Annotated in this window: 11 protein-coding genes and 1 pseudogene; all 12 read right to left on the reverse strand. The window is 47.5% G+C overall.

What is annotated here, in order from left to right:
• Positions 1-7: 7 nt before the first annotated feature.
• Positions 8-1378 carry a phosphomannomutase CpsG gene (gene cpsG / locus ACLJXE_RS17505; protein WP_410751529.1) on the reverse strand — a complete coding sequence of 457 codons (1371 nt, stop codon included), beginning with the start codon at positions 1376-1378 and terminating at the stop codon, positions 8-10.
• Between the two features lie 20 nt (positions 1379-1398).
• Positions 1399-2814: pseudogene (locus ACLJXE_RS17510) on the reverse strand (mannose-1-phosphate guanylyltransferase/mannose-6-phosphate isomerase).
• A 382-nt stretch (positions 2815-3196) separates the two neighbouring features.
• A complete protein-coding gene (galF, locus tag ACLJXE_RS17515) occupies positions 3197-4087 on the reverse strand; it encodes a GalU regulator GalF (protein WP_410751530.1) in 891 nt (296 codons plus the stop codon).
• 165 nt (positions 4088-4252) lie between these two features.
• Entirely contained in the window at positions 4253-5641 is a 1389-nt protein-coding gene (gene wcaM, locus ACLJXE_RS17520) for a colanic acid biosynthesis protein WcaM (RefSeq protein WP_410751531.1), read from the reverse strand.
• A gap of 11 nt (positions 5642-5652) precedes the next feature.
• The gene (wcaL, locus tag ACLJXE_RS17525) at positions 5653-6873 is read right to left on the reverse strand and encodes a colanic acid biosynthesis glycosyltransferase WcaL (protein ID WP_410751532.1); all 1221 of its coding nucleotides are present in this window, start codon (positions 6871-6873) and stop codon (positions 5653-5655) included.
• Complete coding sequence (wcaK, locus tag ACLJXE_RS17530; protein ID WP_410751604.1) at positions 6870-8150, reverse strand: colanic acid biosynthesis pyruvyl transferase WcaK; 1281 nt, start codon at positions 8148-8150, stop codon at positions 6870-6872. Before wcaK ends, wcaL begins: the two co-directional genes overlap by 4 nt.
• A gap of 63 nt (positions 8151-8213) precedes the next feature.
• The gene (wzxC, locus tag ACLJXE_RS17535; RefSeq protein ID WP_410751533.1) at positions 8214-9692 is read right to left on the reverse strand and encodes a colanic acid undecaprenyl disphosphate flippase WzxC; all 1479 of its coding nucleotides are present in this window, start codon (positions 9690-9692) and stop codon (positions 8214-8216) included.
• Position 9693: 1 nt separating this feature from the next.
• A complete protein-coding gene (gene wcaJ / locus ACLJXE_RS17540; protein ID WP_410751534.1) occupies positions 9694-11088 on the reverse strand; it encodes an undecaprenyl-phosphate glucose phosphotransferase in 1395 nt (464 codons plus the stop codon).
• Positions 11089-11379: 291 nt separating this feature from the next.
• The gene (gene cpsB, locus ACLJXE_RS17545) at positions 11380-12822 is read right to left on the reverse strand and encodes a mannose-1-phosphate guanyltransferase (RefSeq protein WP_410751535.1); all 1443 of its coding nucleotides are present in this window, start codon (positions 12820-12822) and stop codon (positions 11380-11382) included.
• A 3-nt stretch (positions 12823-12825) separates the two neighbouring features.
• Positions 12826-14049 (reverse strand): WcaI family glycosyltransferase, encoded by a 1224-nt coding sequence (locus tag ACLJXE_RS17550; protein ID WP_410751536.1) that lies wholly within the window; start codon positions 14047-14049, stop codon positions 12826-12828.
• Entirely contained in the window at positions 14046-14525 is a 480-nt protein-coding gene (locus ACLJXE_RS17555) for a GDP-mannose mannosyl hydrolase (RefSeq protein ID WP_410751537.1), read from the reverse strand. Before ACLJXE_RS17555 ends, ACLJXE_RS17550 begins: the two co-directional genes overlap by 4 nt.
• On the reverse strand, positions 14525-15493 hold the full coding sequence (locus ACLJXE_RS17560) for a GDP-L-fucose synthase family protein (protein WP_286628679.1): 969 nt from the start codon (positions 15491-15493) through the stop codon (positions 14525-14527). The genes ACLJXE_RS17555 and ACLJXE_RS17560 overlap by 1 nt, the downstream gene beginning before the upstream one ends.

Here is a 15493-nt window from a genome sequence, read left to right on the forward strand (position 1 = left end):
TTCACCTTTACTTGATGAAGACTTCTAAATCAGAAACTTTTAGTTTAACTTTTTCAGTATTAGATTTTGTTTCAACATTCAAGCGCAATAAGGGTTCAGTATTTGATGTACGGATATTAAACCGCCAGTCAGAAAACTCCATACTCAACCCATCGACCTTATCGATTTGCTCCGCCATCAGCGCGTATTGCTGCTCTATTGCCTCAATCATTACACTTGCATTGTTGACCTTATAGTTAATTTCACCACTACAAGGATATGCATTCATACGCTCGCTCACTAGCGTCTCAAGCGATAAGTTGCTTTTAGCAATCAACTCTGCCACCAGAAGCCACGGAATCATTCCACTATCGCAATATGCAAAATCGCGGAAGTAGTGATGTGCACTCATCTCGCCACCGTAGATCGCATCTTCCTTACGCATACGCTCTTTGATGAAGGCGTGGCCCGTTTTAGACATCACAGGAATGCCGCCAGCTTTAGTCACGATATCGATAGTATTCCAGGTCAGTCTCGGGTCATGGATGATCTTCGCACCTGGTTCTTTTTGTAAGAATGCTTCGGCTAACAGACCGACAATGTAATAGCCTTCGATAAATTGCCCTTCTTCATCAAACAGGAAGCAACGGTCAAAATCGCCGTCAAATGCGATCCCTAAATCGGCGCCATGTTCTTTAACAGCATCGGCAGTGTCTTTGCGGCATTCTGGTAACAGAGGATTAGGGATCCCGTTAGGGAAAGTGCCATCCGGTTGATGATGGACTTTAATAAATGTAACGGGAACATTAGCAGCAACGAAACGTTTTTCAATTGCGTCAATGACATGGCCTGCAGCACCATTGCCAGAGTTAACCACAAGCTTCATTGGACGAGTGAAGTTCGCGAAATCAATGTAGCCCATTAAGTGATCGACATAAGCGTCCAGGATAGAAATCTTCTTGTAGCTTCCGCGCAGTTGGGCATCAACAGGCGCGAAATTATTTTCTTCGGCTAAACGCTGAACATCGCGTAATCCTGTGTCACCACTGATAGGTTTCGCATTTTCGCGAACCAGTTTCATCCCGTTATAATCCATCGGATTATGGCTGGCGGTAACTTCGATACCGCCATCAACGCCAAGATGGAAGGTTGCAAAATAGATCTCTTCTGTCCCGCTTAACCCAATATCGAGGATATCAGTACCCGCATCCATTAGGCCATTCGCTAATGCCAGTTTCAGGCTCTCGCTGGTTAAGCGAACGTCACCGCCCACCACGATTGTTTTAGGCTTGAGGAATTCACCGTATGCGCGACCAATGCGATACGCAATATCTTCATTTAATTCTTCGCCTAATTTTCCACGAATATCATAGGCTTTAAAACAAGTCAGCTTAGACATAGATCTTTATACCTTCAAAATTAGCAACGACCATATTGGTCTTTAATACGAATAATGTCATCATCCCCTAAATAGGAGCCGGATTGGATCTCAAGCAGTTCCAATGGAATCTTGCCTGGGTTTTCCAGTCGATGTTGTGCTCCGATGGGAATAAAGGTTGATTGGTTTTCAGTCAGCAGGAATTTTTGATCTTTAATCGTCACTTCACCTGTGCCAGAAAGCACAACCCAGTGTTCGGTCCGGTGATGATGCATCTGCATCGAAAACGCTGCACCCGGTTTAACGGTGATTCGATTTACATTAAAACGCTCAGTCTGTACCACCACATCGCATCGCCCCCACGGACGGTATATTTCCCGGTGACGCTTATATTCACTGCGATGATTAGCTTTAAGATACTCAACAACTTTCTTAACATCCTGCACCTGATCTTTATCAACGACCAGTACAGCATCTTTTGTATTAATGATCACCAGATTATCGACACCGATAGCTGCGACCAATTTTTCATCAGTGTTGATATAGCAGTTATTTGCGTTGTGCATGAAGGTATCGCCCGTCAGGACATTACCTTTTTTATCTTTAGGGCTCACTTCCCATAGTGCCGACCAGGAACCCACGTCACTCCAGTCTGCATCAAGCCCAACGACGACAGCATCTGTCGTTTTCTCCATGACCGCGTAGTCAACGGATTCATCCGGACATGCGATAAACAGATCGCGATCGATCTTGATAAATTCATCGCTATCTTTGCAACCGCGGATTGCCGCCTTGCAGGATTCAAGAATATCGGGTCTGAATTTTTCCAGTTCTTCAAGATATTTCTTGGCCCGGAACATGAACATTCCGCTGTTCCAGTAATATTCGCCAGACGCTAAATAACTTTCCGCGGTTTCTTTGTTCGGTTTTTACACGAAACGGCTAACCTGATAAGCGATATTCTCACCAAGGACTTCTTCCTTACCACGGTGAATATAGCCATAACCTGTTTCTGCACCGGTTGGTACAATCCCAAATGTGACAAGGCGCCCCTGCATGGCAAATTTAAATGCTGACTTTACCGCCTGGTGAAATGCCGGTTTGTTGTTAATAATGTGATCTGCGGCTAATACCAGAAGAATTGGGTCATCACCATTCTCTATTGCACTTAATGCTGCCAGTGCTATTGCTGGCGCAGTATTGCGGCCAACGGGCTCAAGAATGATATTATGCGAGAGCTTATTAATTTGTCTTAGTTGCTCCGCAACAAGAAATCTGTGTTCCTGATTGCAAATGACTACCGGTTCCCGTGCATCGACATCATCCAGGCGAAGCACTGTTTCTTGCAGCATTGAACGCTGTCCATACAAACGAAGAAACTGTTTTGGGTAGAGCTCGCGCGACATCGGCCATAAACGACTACCGGTACCACCAGCCATTATCACAGGAAGTAACATCTTAAATCCTTAAATATCAATGTTTTATACTAAACCAACGGAAGAGTTTCATCGTCGCTCAATGAGAAATGGGCACGCTACCGCACTGGCTCTACAGCTACCAGGACACTGCTCATTTTATGTTGGGCAAACAAATTGCAGATAACCCTCAACGGATTAAGGAATATCTCAAACGAATATTCTCTTATTTATTCACTGTGTAGACAAGAAAAATGTCCTACGGCGGACCGGTAATTTCTTACCGATCTACCTTTTTTAGTATTTGAAATTTATAAAAAAACATTTATAGCAGCATGCTGCGGGTATCAGACAAATCATTACTCTTTACATATACTGCTGCGATACCCGGTTCAAATCGTAGGCAATGAGGGTAGCAGTGGCACTAGCTCAGCAGTTTTAAAATTTGATCCCTGAACTTCGGCCCCTCTTTCAGGTTGCGCAGTCCGTACTTCACAAATGCCTGCATATAGCCCATTTTTTTACCACAGTCGTAACTGTCGCCTGTCATCAACATGGCATCAACAGACTGTTTTTTCGCCAGCTCAGCAATAGCATCCGTAAGCTGAATACGCCCCCACGCACCAGGCTGCGTACGCTCAATTTCCGCCCAAATATCAGCAGAAAGCACATAGCGCCCTACGGCCATCAGGTCCGAATCAAGGGTTTGCGGCTGGTCGGGTTTTTCAATGAATTCAACGATGCGACTGACCTTACCTTCGTTGTCTAAAGGCTCTTTGGTCTGAATAACGGAATACTCGGAAAGATCGCCAGACATACGTTTTGCCAGCACCTGACTACGCCCGGTCTCATTAAAGCGGGCCACCATTGCGGCCAGGTTGTAGCGCAGTGGATCCGCACTCGCCGTATCCAGAACGACGTCAGGTAACACCACCACAAAAGGGTTGTCGCCGATAATTGGGCGGGCACAAAGAATAGAGTGACCCAGACCAAGCAATTGTGCCTGACGAACGTTCATGATAGTCACGCCTGGAGGGCAGATGGACTGCACTTCGGCCAGTAACTGGCGCTTAACACGCTGTTCAAGCAGCGATTCAAGTTCATAAGAAGTGTCGAAGTGGTTCTCAACCGCGTTCTTAGACGCATGCGTTACCAGAACGATTTCTTTGATACCTGCAGCTACAATCTCGTCGACAATGTATTGAATCATCGGCTTATCAACGATCGGTAGCATCTCTTTTGGGATGGCCTTTGTGGCAGGCAACATGTGCATCCCGAGGCCCGCTACCGGAATAACTGCTTTCAAATTAATCATTAAGTCATTCACCTATTCAATAGTTGCTGAATTATAGCTTTTTAGCTTGTTTTAGCCAGTATGAATTACATTGCTCAGTTAAGACGCATGTTACGCCGCTTATCAGCAGAATGCAGTAATCATAATCTTAGCCGGGTAGGTTTTTAGCCAGGAATGGTCGTAAAATTACCGGCCCGGTAGTCGAAAATTCACTGCCGCGACATTCACAACCTGGTGGTTTACGCTGTCAATATCAACTGAGCTTTGTCCTGCTTCATTAACTGCATGAATGTTGGCCAGCGAGAGCAAGGTGCCCTGTTTGGCCATAAACTTACCGCGGACATCTTTGCGCAGATCAAAGTGCATTTTTAGCGCCGGCCCAGTGGTGGATTGCTGCATCACATTGATATTTCGCAAGAAAAGATGCTGAGGTTTGTTGTGCAGCTCCAGCGTCGCGCGCTTCATCTCCACGTTGGTAATGGCCACAAATGAAGTTGCATTACCTGAGGAAATCTGAATGCCACGTAATTTATAATCGAGGTGTGTGTTATCCAGTTGAATATTATTTAACTTAAAGTTTTGTGGGATGGACAAATACCGTCCTTTGATCACACCATAACCAATCAGCATCCCTGCGCTATTTTTCATATTGATATTATCGATAACGAAATTATCACATCCATAAATAGCGACTGCAGCATTATCGATGCCCGCTTTCTTACTGAAATCCGGGGTGATATTTCGCGCGGTAATATTACGAATGATAAAATGCTTGCCGTTCTCCACATGGACTAACTGTCGACAATCCGAGCCCGTTATATTGGCTACCACAAATCTTTTCACCGCCAGTTCGTCGGGGTAGGTGTTGTCGTACGTACTGCCCGCCAGCCCGATACCGATACCCCAGTTAACATTTCCGTTCGTACAATTAATGCGTTCTATAACATGGTCTGAAATCACGATGTCACTGTCGTTTATCGCGACATTCCACTCGATGGCGTCCCCCTGTAAGTCACTAAAACGGCTGTTTGTTATCCGTACGCCATCCATCTGGTTATGAAACCCCTGTCGCAGGATCCCGTAATTCGCATGAGTGATAGTCATGTCATCAATGGTGAGGTTACGCATCGCTCGCGGTGTTTTCCCCCCGATATAAATTTGCGCCACGGGGGCGAAACCGCTCATGGCTATGCCTTTTATCACGCAGTCGGAGCCTCGAACATCAAGGGTAATATTTCGCAAGCGCCCCCCCTGCCCCCCTGTCACGCGGCAGCCATCCTGCAGAATAAATCGCCCACGACTGCTGCTACTGACCCCGCCTTGCAGATGCAACATTTTACCTGGCGGGATCTCGATTGCGGTATTGATATTCCTGCACTCCAGACCAGCAGGCACAATAACGGTTTGCGCCTCTGAAAACGCCTGCCGGAAGGAAGCAACCCAATCCTGGGGATTGTAATCCTCGATGTTGACGCTGCGCCTAGCTTCAAACGCTCTGGCGACGGGAGAATGGAGAACGACAAGCGCAGAACCTGCGGTAAGAAAAGTACGTCGGGAGAGTTTTTTCTCTGGCATACAACCTCGATTTACATCGTTTGCAGCAGACTGGCTAGCTGTTTGTTGATCGCGAGCTGGTTAAAATCAGCGGCTATTTTTTCGCGGGCGCACTCCACTACCGGCCTCACTTGCTCAGTGTTGAGCACACTGACCGTCGCTAATCGCTCCGCCAGGGCCTGAGCATCATTCTCTGGTGCCAACCAGCCGGATTTTCCAGATTCCACCAGCTCAGGGATCCCACTGTGCACGGTAGAGACGACCGGTATCCCTACGGCCATGGCCTCCATCAACGCCACCGGGATCCCCTCCATGTCACCATCAATTCCCGTGACGGAGGGCAACAGGAAAACATCCGCCTGCTCAAGCATCTCTTTAACCTGATGGCTGGGTTTAAATCCCGACATTTCAATCACATCATCCAGTTGAAATTGCTCGATAAGCGTACGTAACCGACGCTCCCAGGGGCCAATTCCCAGAATGCGATAACGAAATGAGATACCCCGCGCCTTCAGCTGGCGGCACGCTTCGATAGCGACATGCAGCCCTTTTTTCTCGGTTAACCGTGCAACGGAGAGAATTTCTAGCGGCGTGCCAGGCGCTTTCACTTCGCGAGGTGTAAAACGTGTCATATCAATCCCCATACGCGATACCGCTATTTTATGCGGTGGGCATCCCATATTCCGCAAACGTCCGGCCCAGAGATTGCTGATAGGCAACATCAAATCACCGCGCTGAAACAGCTTCTGATATTCGGGGGTATAGCGGACAAGGATGTCCCGATGTGAAACATCAATACCATGGAAGACAGTGGCTATTTTGCCGCGAAGCACGCCGAGTTCACGTAGTTTGGCCGCCGTTACGCCTGCGGGTCCAAAGTGCGCAATAAAGACATCGGCCTGGAGTGCTCGCGGGGTTAGCGCACAGATGGACGCTAAAATCAGATTACGTGCCTCATCGCCATAGCGTGAAACATTGAGTGCTTTCCAGGTCGCTGTCCGGGTAATGCCCTGTAAAATTGTCGTGGTGCGGTATTTCAGCTTCGCCAACCTGCCAGCCGGTTCTTTCAATAACCATCGTGTTTTTTCGCCCAGACGGTAGTCCACATAGGAAGCATGGGTATTATCAAGATCGCCCTGATATAACGCGATAATTTCAACATCGTGCCCCATATCGATAAACGCGGTGATCTGATTCAGCACAAAGGTTTCAGAGGACAGCGGAAATTTAAGCAGGAAAAAGCTGACTTTCATTTCCCCTCCTCAATACGCGTTAATACCGATTGCACCATATGCATACCGTGTTCACGTTCACGCTTAACAGCCTCCTCCACCCTGATGTTAAGTTCAGCCAACCGTCCCAGGGTATCGGCAACCCTGCCTTCAAGGCTGCCATCCAACAGATGGCAGATATCAACCGCCATTTCCGCTAACCCCAGTTGCTGCATAATTCCCGCCGATTTGTGCTCATAATTAATGGCTATCGCCGGCGTCATAAAGTTCATCGAGATGATGGCAGAGTGCAGGCGTGTGCCCACCGTCAGGTCACATGCGCCCAATATTTTCCCCATTTCGAGATCGTTTAGTTCATCCATGACCACGTGATAACGGGCCGGATCGTTAACGTACTGACGCAGGTTCAGTGCAACCATGCGATCATCTTTGTTGTAACTATCAATACCGGTACAGGTTGAGAGCGCCATCACCTGGTAACCTTCATCAAGGATCCGATTAACCACCCCGGCAAAGGCTTGCTCATAGGCCTGTTGTGTGGTCCCAAGACGCTTATCAAACGGCGCCAGTTCACGTAGCGTAATGGCGACTGTCTTCTGCTTTGCTGCCGTTTGTAGCCAGTGCTGTACGGCATAACCCGGTTCAAAGTCATCGTGATGGTTGTCTACCAGCCAGGCGGTATCCACACCTGACTCAACTTTCTCTGTCGTTATTTCACTGCGTTTCATCAGTTCCAGACTGACCGACTCTCGTAAAATTAGCGCATTGCAGTGCCCAAAAACGTAATTCGCCAGCTGATTGAACTGTTCGTCCTGGAATGGCCCTACGCTGTGACCAATCATGTACAGTGGTTTTCTGGCCATAAATGAACACAGTGCATGCTCAAACTGCGGCACACCATAAAGATCGACAAAAAACGATCCACCGACCTGGATAATGGCGTCATAACGCGACAACACGCGGACAAAGTCAGTAAACCCCTGAGCAATAGCGATGTTGCGCAGATTGCCTGAGTCCGTCACGCGTGAGAGCAGCACCTGATGCTGATAGCGGCGACGCAGCACTTTCTTTACGCGGCCCATGACGCCTGCAGCATTGTTATGCTGCTTCATCTGTGAATACAGTGGATCGCCCATCACCGGTCGGTTTAGTAACCAGGAGGAACTCACCGGATAGCGGCTCATCACATCCACTTCCGTCTCAGGCTGGAGCGTATGAATGGCATCCAGCAAACCGCGCAAAATGGCGCTGTCCCCGCGATTCCCGCAGGTGTGGTTGCCCAGAATCAGTAATTTCATCATGACCTCTTAAAATCAGTGCGGATGACGGTTTTCCCGTCCCCGGACGACAACAAACGCAATTCATCCTGCGCGGAGCAAGGCTTTCATTTTTTCACCTCGGCAGAACTGGCGTTTTATTTCCACCACCAGCGGATCACGCGACAGCACAATCATCACGACAAACGCCAGGGCGCCAGCGGCTATCTGAAGGCTTAACAACACACTTAACGGCAATTTATTTTGCAATGTCATTCCCAGCGCGTAGCTCACCACCAGCGTGGGTAAGGAGAGATAGAACGGTAGCCACAGGCTGAGCATGTACTGCCGATAGCTCGGTCCCAGTACCGGTTTGATCATCACGAAATAGCTCAGGATGGTGTTTATAACCTGTACCAGTAAAAAACCCAGCGTGACGCCAATCACACCCGCCATATTTCCGCCAACCAGGATGGCGGGGATAAACAAAAAGGTTTTGAAGATATTGAATTTGAAGCTGATATCGACCCGTGCTTTGGCCATCAGCAAAGAGCCTATTGGATTACCGACTGAGCGCAGCAGACCCACAATGCACAGCAGTTGCAGCACCGGAACAATACTGTTCCACTTTTCACCAAACACCAGCGGTACGACGTTATTCGATACCACCATTAATCCCAGCAGGGCCGGGAAATTGATAATACCGACAACGGATAGCAACTTGTAAAAATTGACCCGTAGTTTTTCGCTATCGTCCTGAATTTTGGCAAACGCAGGGAACAGCACCCGGGTAATTATCGGATTCAGTTTGATTGGCGGTACAACTGCCACATTCCAGGCAAGATTGAAGCCTCCCGCCACGCCAGCGCCCAGGGTTCTGGCCAGCACCAGTGTTGAAAGGTTGGTGTTCACGTAATTGATGATGCTGTCTGCCGTCAGCCACGCCCCAAAGCGCAGATTTGACGACACGGACGAAAGCGAAAAACACAGCCCTGGTCGATAAATTTTGCGGCCAAAATAGCCAAACAGCAGCGTACGTAGCGTACTGTTTACCAGATACCCAGCAATGGCCGTCATGGCGAGCGGCCAAAAATGCGCGCTAACCACGGTAAAAGTAAAACCGGCCAGTACTGAACTGGTTTCAATCATGCCAATTTTGTTGAAGGCCAGTTCTTTTTGCATCAGCGCACGAAACTGCTGCCCATGCGGGATCACCACAAACGCCAGCGCTAAGGTTTTAATCAGTGGCACCAGCTCAGGGTTATTAAGCACATCGGCTATAGTCTCGCTGAGCGAAAACACAGCAATACAAACGGCTATCCCCAGCCCAACGTTTAACCAGTACAAGGTGGTTAGTTCAAGATAACCTATCTCTTTACGCTGAATAATCGAGTTGGCGATCCCAAAATCAGACAGCGTGTCGGCCAGCGCGATAACCACCAGCGACACGGTTAATAACCCGAACTGATGATTATCAATAATCCGCGCCAGAACCGTCATCTGGATGAGCCCCAGGCCAATGATAATTATCGTAGCAATGGCTGACCACTTGGCACCGTTGAGGGTTTTTTCTCGTAAGCTCATATTAATATGCCGCTTTATTGACGAAGCCTTTAAACACCGTCAGAAAAACGATTTTGATATCGAACCACACGCTCCATTCGCGAATGTATTCGAGGTCAAACTCTACGCGTTTTTCCATTTTTTCCAGCGTATCGGTTTCACCACGCCAGCCGTTGATTTGCGCCCAACCGGTAATGCCTGGCTTCACCTTATGGCGCAACATGTACCCTTCTATCAGCTGACGATACTGTTCGTTATGCGCCACCGCATGTGGACGCGGCCCGACAATAGACATCCCGCCTGTCAGCACATTTATAAACTGTGGTAATTCATCCAGTGACGTCCGCCGCAGGAAGTTACCCACGCGGGTCACTCGCGGATCGTTTTGTGTGGCCTGGGTAACTACTGCATCGTTTTCCATTACCTTCATGGAACGAAACTTCCAGACTTTGATCGGCTTCCCGTCCATCCCATAGCGGGTCTGACGAAAGATTACCGGCCCCTTTGAGGTCAGCTTCACCATCAGCGCAATGGCGCATAGCACAGGAGAAATTAGCAACAGGATTAACGATGACAGGACGATATCCTCCGCTCGCTTCAGCAGACGGTTAATGCCAGAAAGCGGTGTGTCATACAGCGGTACCACAGGAACACCGTTCATCTCTTCAATCCGCGAGTGCAGAATATTGAAGGTAAAGACATCAGGAATCAGGAGCACTGAACAGGTGGTATCAGCCAGTTCACGTACCAGTTTTTTTACGCGCGCCCCATCGCTCATCGACATAGCGATATAGACGTTATGAATGCGTGAAGCTTTGGCATCATCCACCAGTTGCTGCAGATTTCCCGCCCAGTCCTGGGCGTTTTTCCCCGGTATGGGGTCGTGATAAACACCCGCGACCTCAAATCCCAACCATGGCTCATGGCGAAAACTTTCCAGCAGCACCTGCCCGGCGGGAAGGTCCCCTGCTACCGCTACCCGACGCGTGTTATAACCACGATTACGCAACCATCCCGCCCCGTAGCGAATAAACGCACGGCACAGCACCAGACCAATACTTGACAGCAGATACCATGCCAGCCAAAGAGCAAACCGGTTGTCAAAATCGTTATTAAAGGCAATCAGACCTGCGCAAAAAATCAGACTCAGCGTCCAGTTTTGCAGTAGCAGCACCAACTCAGTTGAAATTTTTACCCCGCGCCAGGAGCGGTAAAAATCCGTTATCCCGCCCAGCATCTGAAAAACGACCAGCGTGATTAACGCCACCAGCAGGTGCATATACAGGAAAGGCAAACCGCTCAGTTCGCAGACTATCCATAATCCACCAAACATGATGGTGATATCTGAAAAGCGTTGCACCATCGATATTAACGACGCATTGGTTTTGGCTCGTTCGCGCTTTTTTAGATGTGTCATCGTGGTTCCTGTTAGTCGCCACTTGCCCTTATCGGGCAAGGGAAATACCAGCATTACTGATTTAGTAATACCAGGAGAGTGCGCGTTCGCACGTTCAGACATACATCACCAACTGACCCGTAACAAATATCACAAGTGGTAACGCGGATTATCTGGCTCATGTTATCTCCTTCTTCAGGCAACAGTTAGCCCGGGCCTGATTGCCTAAATAAGTAACAAAGGCCAGCCTCTGTTATTTTTATTTCATAAAAGTTCGCAGAGAGTCAGTGAACAGAAATGAATAATAGATTTCTATATATGCTCATGATGTGTGCCAAATCTTACAATATCATCTTCTTCAAGGTAGACTCCAGAGCGAACTTCAATCATCTCCAGCGGAACCTTCCCTGGGTTTTCAAGACAATGAATAGTGCCCTGAGGAATATACACTGATTGATTTTCACTTAATAACTGGACCTCATCACAGATCGTAATCTTTGCCGTTCCCGCAACAATAATCCAGTGTTCAGCACGATGATGGTGCATGCGCAATGCAAAGCCCTGACCGGGTTTCACGGTTATCCTTTTAACCTGATAACGATCACCTTCATCAATAGAATCATATTTTCCCCAGGGTCTAAAAACCTCACGATGAATATGTTGTTCCGGGCGACCATCCGCCTGAATTTGTGCAACGATTTTTTTTACATCTTGTACATCCGTTTTATTTGAGATTAATACTGCATCTTTAGTTTGGACGACGATCAGATCTTTTACGCCGACGGTTGCTACCAATCCCGACTCGGCGTAGACATAACTGTTCTCTGTATTATGAGAGATGACATCGCCATGATAAACATTACCCTCATCGTTACGATCGCTGATTTCCCAAAGTGATGACCATGAACCCACATCGCTCCAGCCAACGTTCATCGGCAGGACTACAGCATCCGTGGTGTTCTCCATCACGGCATAGTCGATCGATTCCTCTGGGCAAGCCTGGAAATCGTCCCGACTGACACGGATAAAATCATTGTCCAGTTCAGCGTTATCCATCGCCAACAAGCAGGCCTGTAGAATATCCGGGCGATATTTTTCAAGCTCTTCAAGATAGCGTCGGGCCTGGAATAAAAACATACCGCTATTCCAGTAATATTCACCCGCAGAGATATATTTTTCGGCTGTTTCAAGGTCAGGTTTTTCCACAAAAGCATCAACATTGAAAGCAACAGAATCAACTTTAATCTGGGTACTACTGACTTCACCGCGTCGAATATAACCGTACCCTGTTTCCGGTGCATCCGGGACAATACCAAATGTTACCAGCTTGCCATCTTCGGCTAACGGAATGGCTGAGGTAACTGCATCGTGGAAGAATTGATTTTCTTCAATAATATGATCAGCCGCCAGGACCAGCAACAACGGGTTATGATCGGAATTATTGTTACATACTGAAATTGCTGCCAGCGCGATTGCGGGTGCGGTATTCCGGGCTTGTGGCTCAAGAATAATATTACCCGTTAGCTTATCGATTTCTTGTAATTGTTCAGCAACAATAAATCGATGCTTTTCATTACATATTACCAGCGGTGGTGAACAATCCAGTCCATCAAGGCGACAAATAGTCGATTGCAACATTGTATTTTGTCCATCCAGACACAAGAATTGCTTTGGATATAATGTTCTGGATAATGGCCACAAACGGCTACCGGACCCACCTGCAATAATTACTGGATGAATGTTACTCTGACTCATAAGTCAACCCTTCAAATGATTAATAAATTGATTTAAGACATTATCTTTTTCAAGTGCAGACTCTGCATATGAACGTGCAATCATATTGTATTCAGGCATAGTGATTGCATCAGTAATACCGGCCACAAGCATCTCAACGGATTCTGGTTCAATACAGATCGCAATACCGGGATGTTTCTGACAAAGCTGCCCCAGTTCGGTATGGATCTCTGCTGTAATCACGGCATTTCCCCCGACCGCCAATATGTTCGTTAACTTCGAAGGAAGGACCGCATCTGCAGCGCCACGTCTTTGGATGACTAAATGGCAATCTGCCAGCCTTAATAACGCAGGCAACATTTCGTATGGTTGGAGTGGGTAGAACTTAACATTCGTTAGGGCTCGTTCCTTGACCATTTGTTCCATCCTGGATTTCCCTCCTCCCTGACCCACAATAACGTATATCCATGGTTTATCCTGAGTCTGGCTTGCAGCCTCAACGATATTTTCAACGCCTTGTTTCTCACCAATATTGCCGGAATACAGAATAATTTTTTTATCCGTTGGCAAATCAAACTGCTGACGAATTTGCTCTATATCAGCACTATCCACCTTGCTGAATCTTTCCACTTCGGACCAGTTCGGGAAAAAGATAAGTTTTTCTGCAGCAACGCCTTTCTCCTGCGCTTTTTGCATCATAGAGCGGGAGATCGTGGAAACATTATCCACATTCAACAAACTGCTACGCTCAAATGCTTTGGCTATTCGCGCAATCATGGTGGAATTTCCGGTTGCCGCCAATCCCAGCCCCAACATCGCATCAACTTCATAATCCTGAATATGCAGCACGGTGCGAGAGCCAGACAGTTTTGCCAGCAAACGCATCCCTGGTGTACAGAACAGCGTGGGTACCACGCCGATAATGTAGTCAGGCTTCCACCGATACTGAGCCAACAGGGGAAAAAGACTGCTCAGGGCAAAACTGCCCAAATGTAGCAACCGCTTTAGCGTTGAAGGTTGAGTTGGTACATACAATGGGCAGCGCCAGACAGTGGTGACACCAACTTCCCGACGATAGCGCCAGGATGAATAAGGTTCGCCTACTTGCCACTGCGGATAATAAGGAGGTGCCGTAACTACCCGAACCTCATGCCCCCGGCTCACCATCCACTCCACCATCTCTCCCGTGTATTTGCCAATTCCGGTCAATTCGGGCGAGTAATTGATACCATAAACCAGAATTCTCATATCCCGGTCACCCGATCTTTCGTCGCTGGGTTGAAATATGCCTGCGTATTCTTATGCACATTCCCATCGGCAATCAGTTCATCCGTTTTAGCCCAACGCCAGGTATCATGCTGTTTTGACGGCAACATTGAGGTACTGGTATTAATCTTCAGTCGAAAACCCAACACCACATAATGCGTTGTAAATGAAGAACCAGAAAAATTATCCTCATAAAAGTGCTGCCAGACACCAAAAAACTGACCGTGTGTTATGGGAAACTGCTGACCTAATTCTTCTGCCGTCAAACGCATAAATGCTTGTTCCAGCGTTTCATCTTTTAATACCCTGCCGCCGGGCACAAACCAATATCCTTGAGCAGGCCTGTTAGTTCTTTTCCCAACTAAAAACTCCCCAAACTCATTCTCAATGATAAAATCCAGAGAGATCAGCGGCGTCGTGCGCACCGCATTAGCGAAGTCTTCATTATTGAGAAACATTACTCACCCCGATACCGCTGCTGATTATCAAGGAACCAGCGATAAGTATTAACCAACCCCTGTTCAAGTCCGATTTCATGATGCCACCCGAGTCTTCTCAGGCGACTGACATCAAGCAGTTTTCGTGGTGTCCCATCAGGTTTAGAAGCATCAAAAATAATTTCACCGCGAAAACCAACAACTTTTGCAATGGCGTCGGAAAGCTCACGAATCGTGCAATCTTCCCCCGTACCTACATTGACATGAGAAAGCATTGGCTCTGTATTTTCCTGCCAAACCTCATTGTCTAACTCCATAACATGGATGCTTGCTGCCGCCATATCATCGACATGCAAAAATTCACGCATGGGTTTTCCACTGCCCCAAACTTCAACATACTTATCATCCCGTTGGGTGGCTTCATGAAAACGACGCAATAGCGCAGGAATCACATGGGAATTATCTTTATGGAAATTGTCGTTAGGTCCATACAGGTTCGTCGGCATCACTGAACGGTAATCCCGGCGATGCTGCCGGTTATAGGACTCACACAGTTTTATCCCTGCAATTTTAGCGATGGCATAGGGCTCATTTGTCGGCTCCAGCGATCCCTGCAACAGCTCGCTCTCTTTGATGGGTTGCTGCGCAAACTTAGGATAAATACATGATGAGCCTAAAAATAATAACTTCCCGACATTTGAATTATGGGCCGCATGAAGGATATTACTTTCCATCATCATGTTTTCATAAATGAAATCAGATGGATAATTACTATTAGCCATAATCCCGCCCACTTTTGCCGCGGCAAGATAAACCTGGTCAATATGTTCACGGGTAAAGAAATCATTAACCGCCGTTGTGTCTAATAAATTGAGCTGCTCACGGTTACGGATGATTAACTCTACATCTTCACGTTGTGCGAGTTGTCGGTAAATAGCAGAGCCCACCATGCCCCGATGTCCCGCAATATAAACACGTTTCTTCTTCAT

The organism is Citrobacter sp. U14242, from assembly GCF_046555775.1.
In the GTDB taxonomy this organism is placed as follows: domain Bacteria; phylum Pseudomonadota; class Gammaproteobacteria; order Enterobacterales; family Enterobacteriaceae; genus Citrobacter.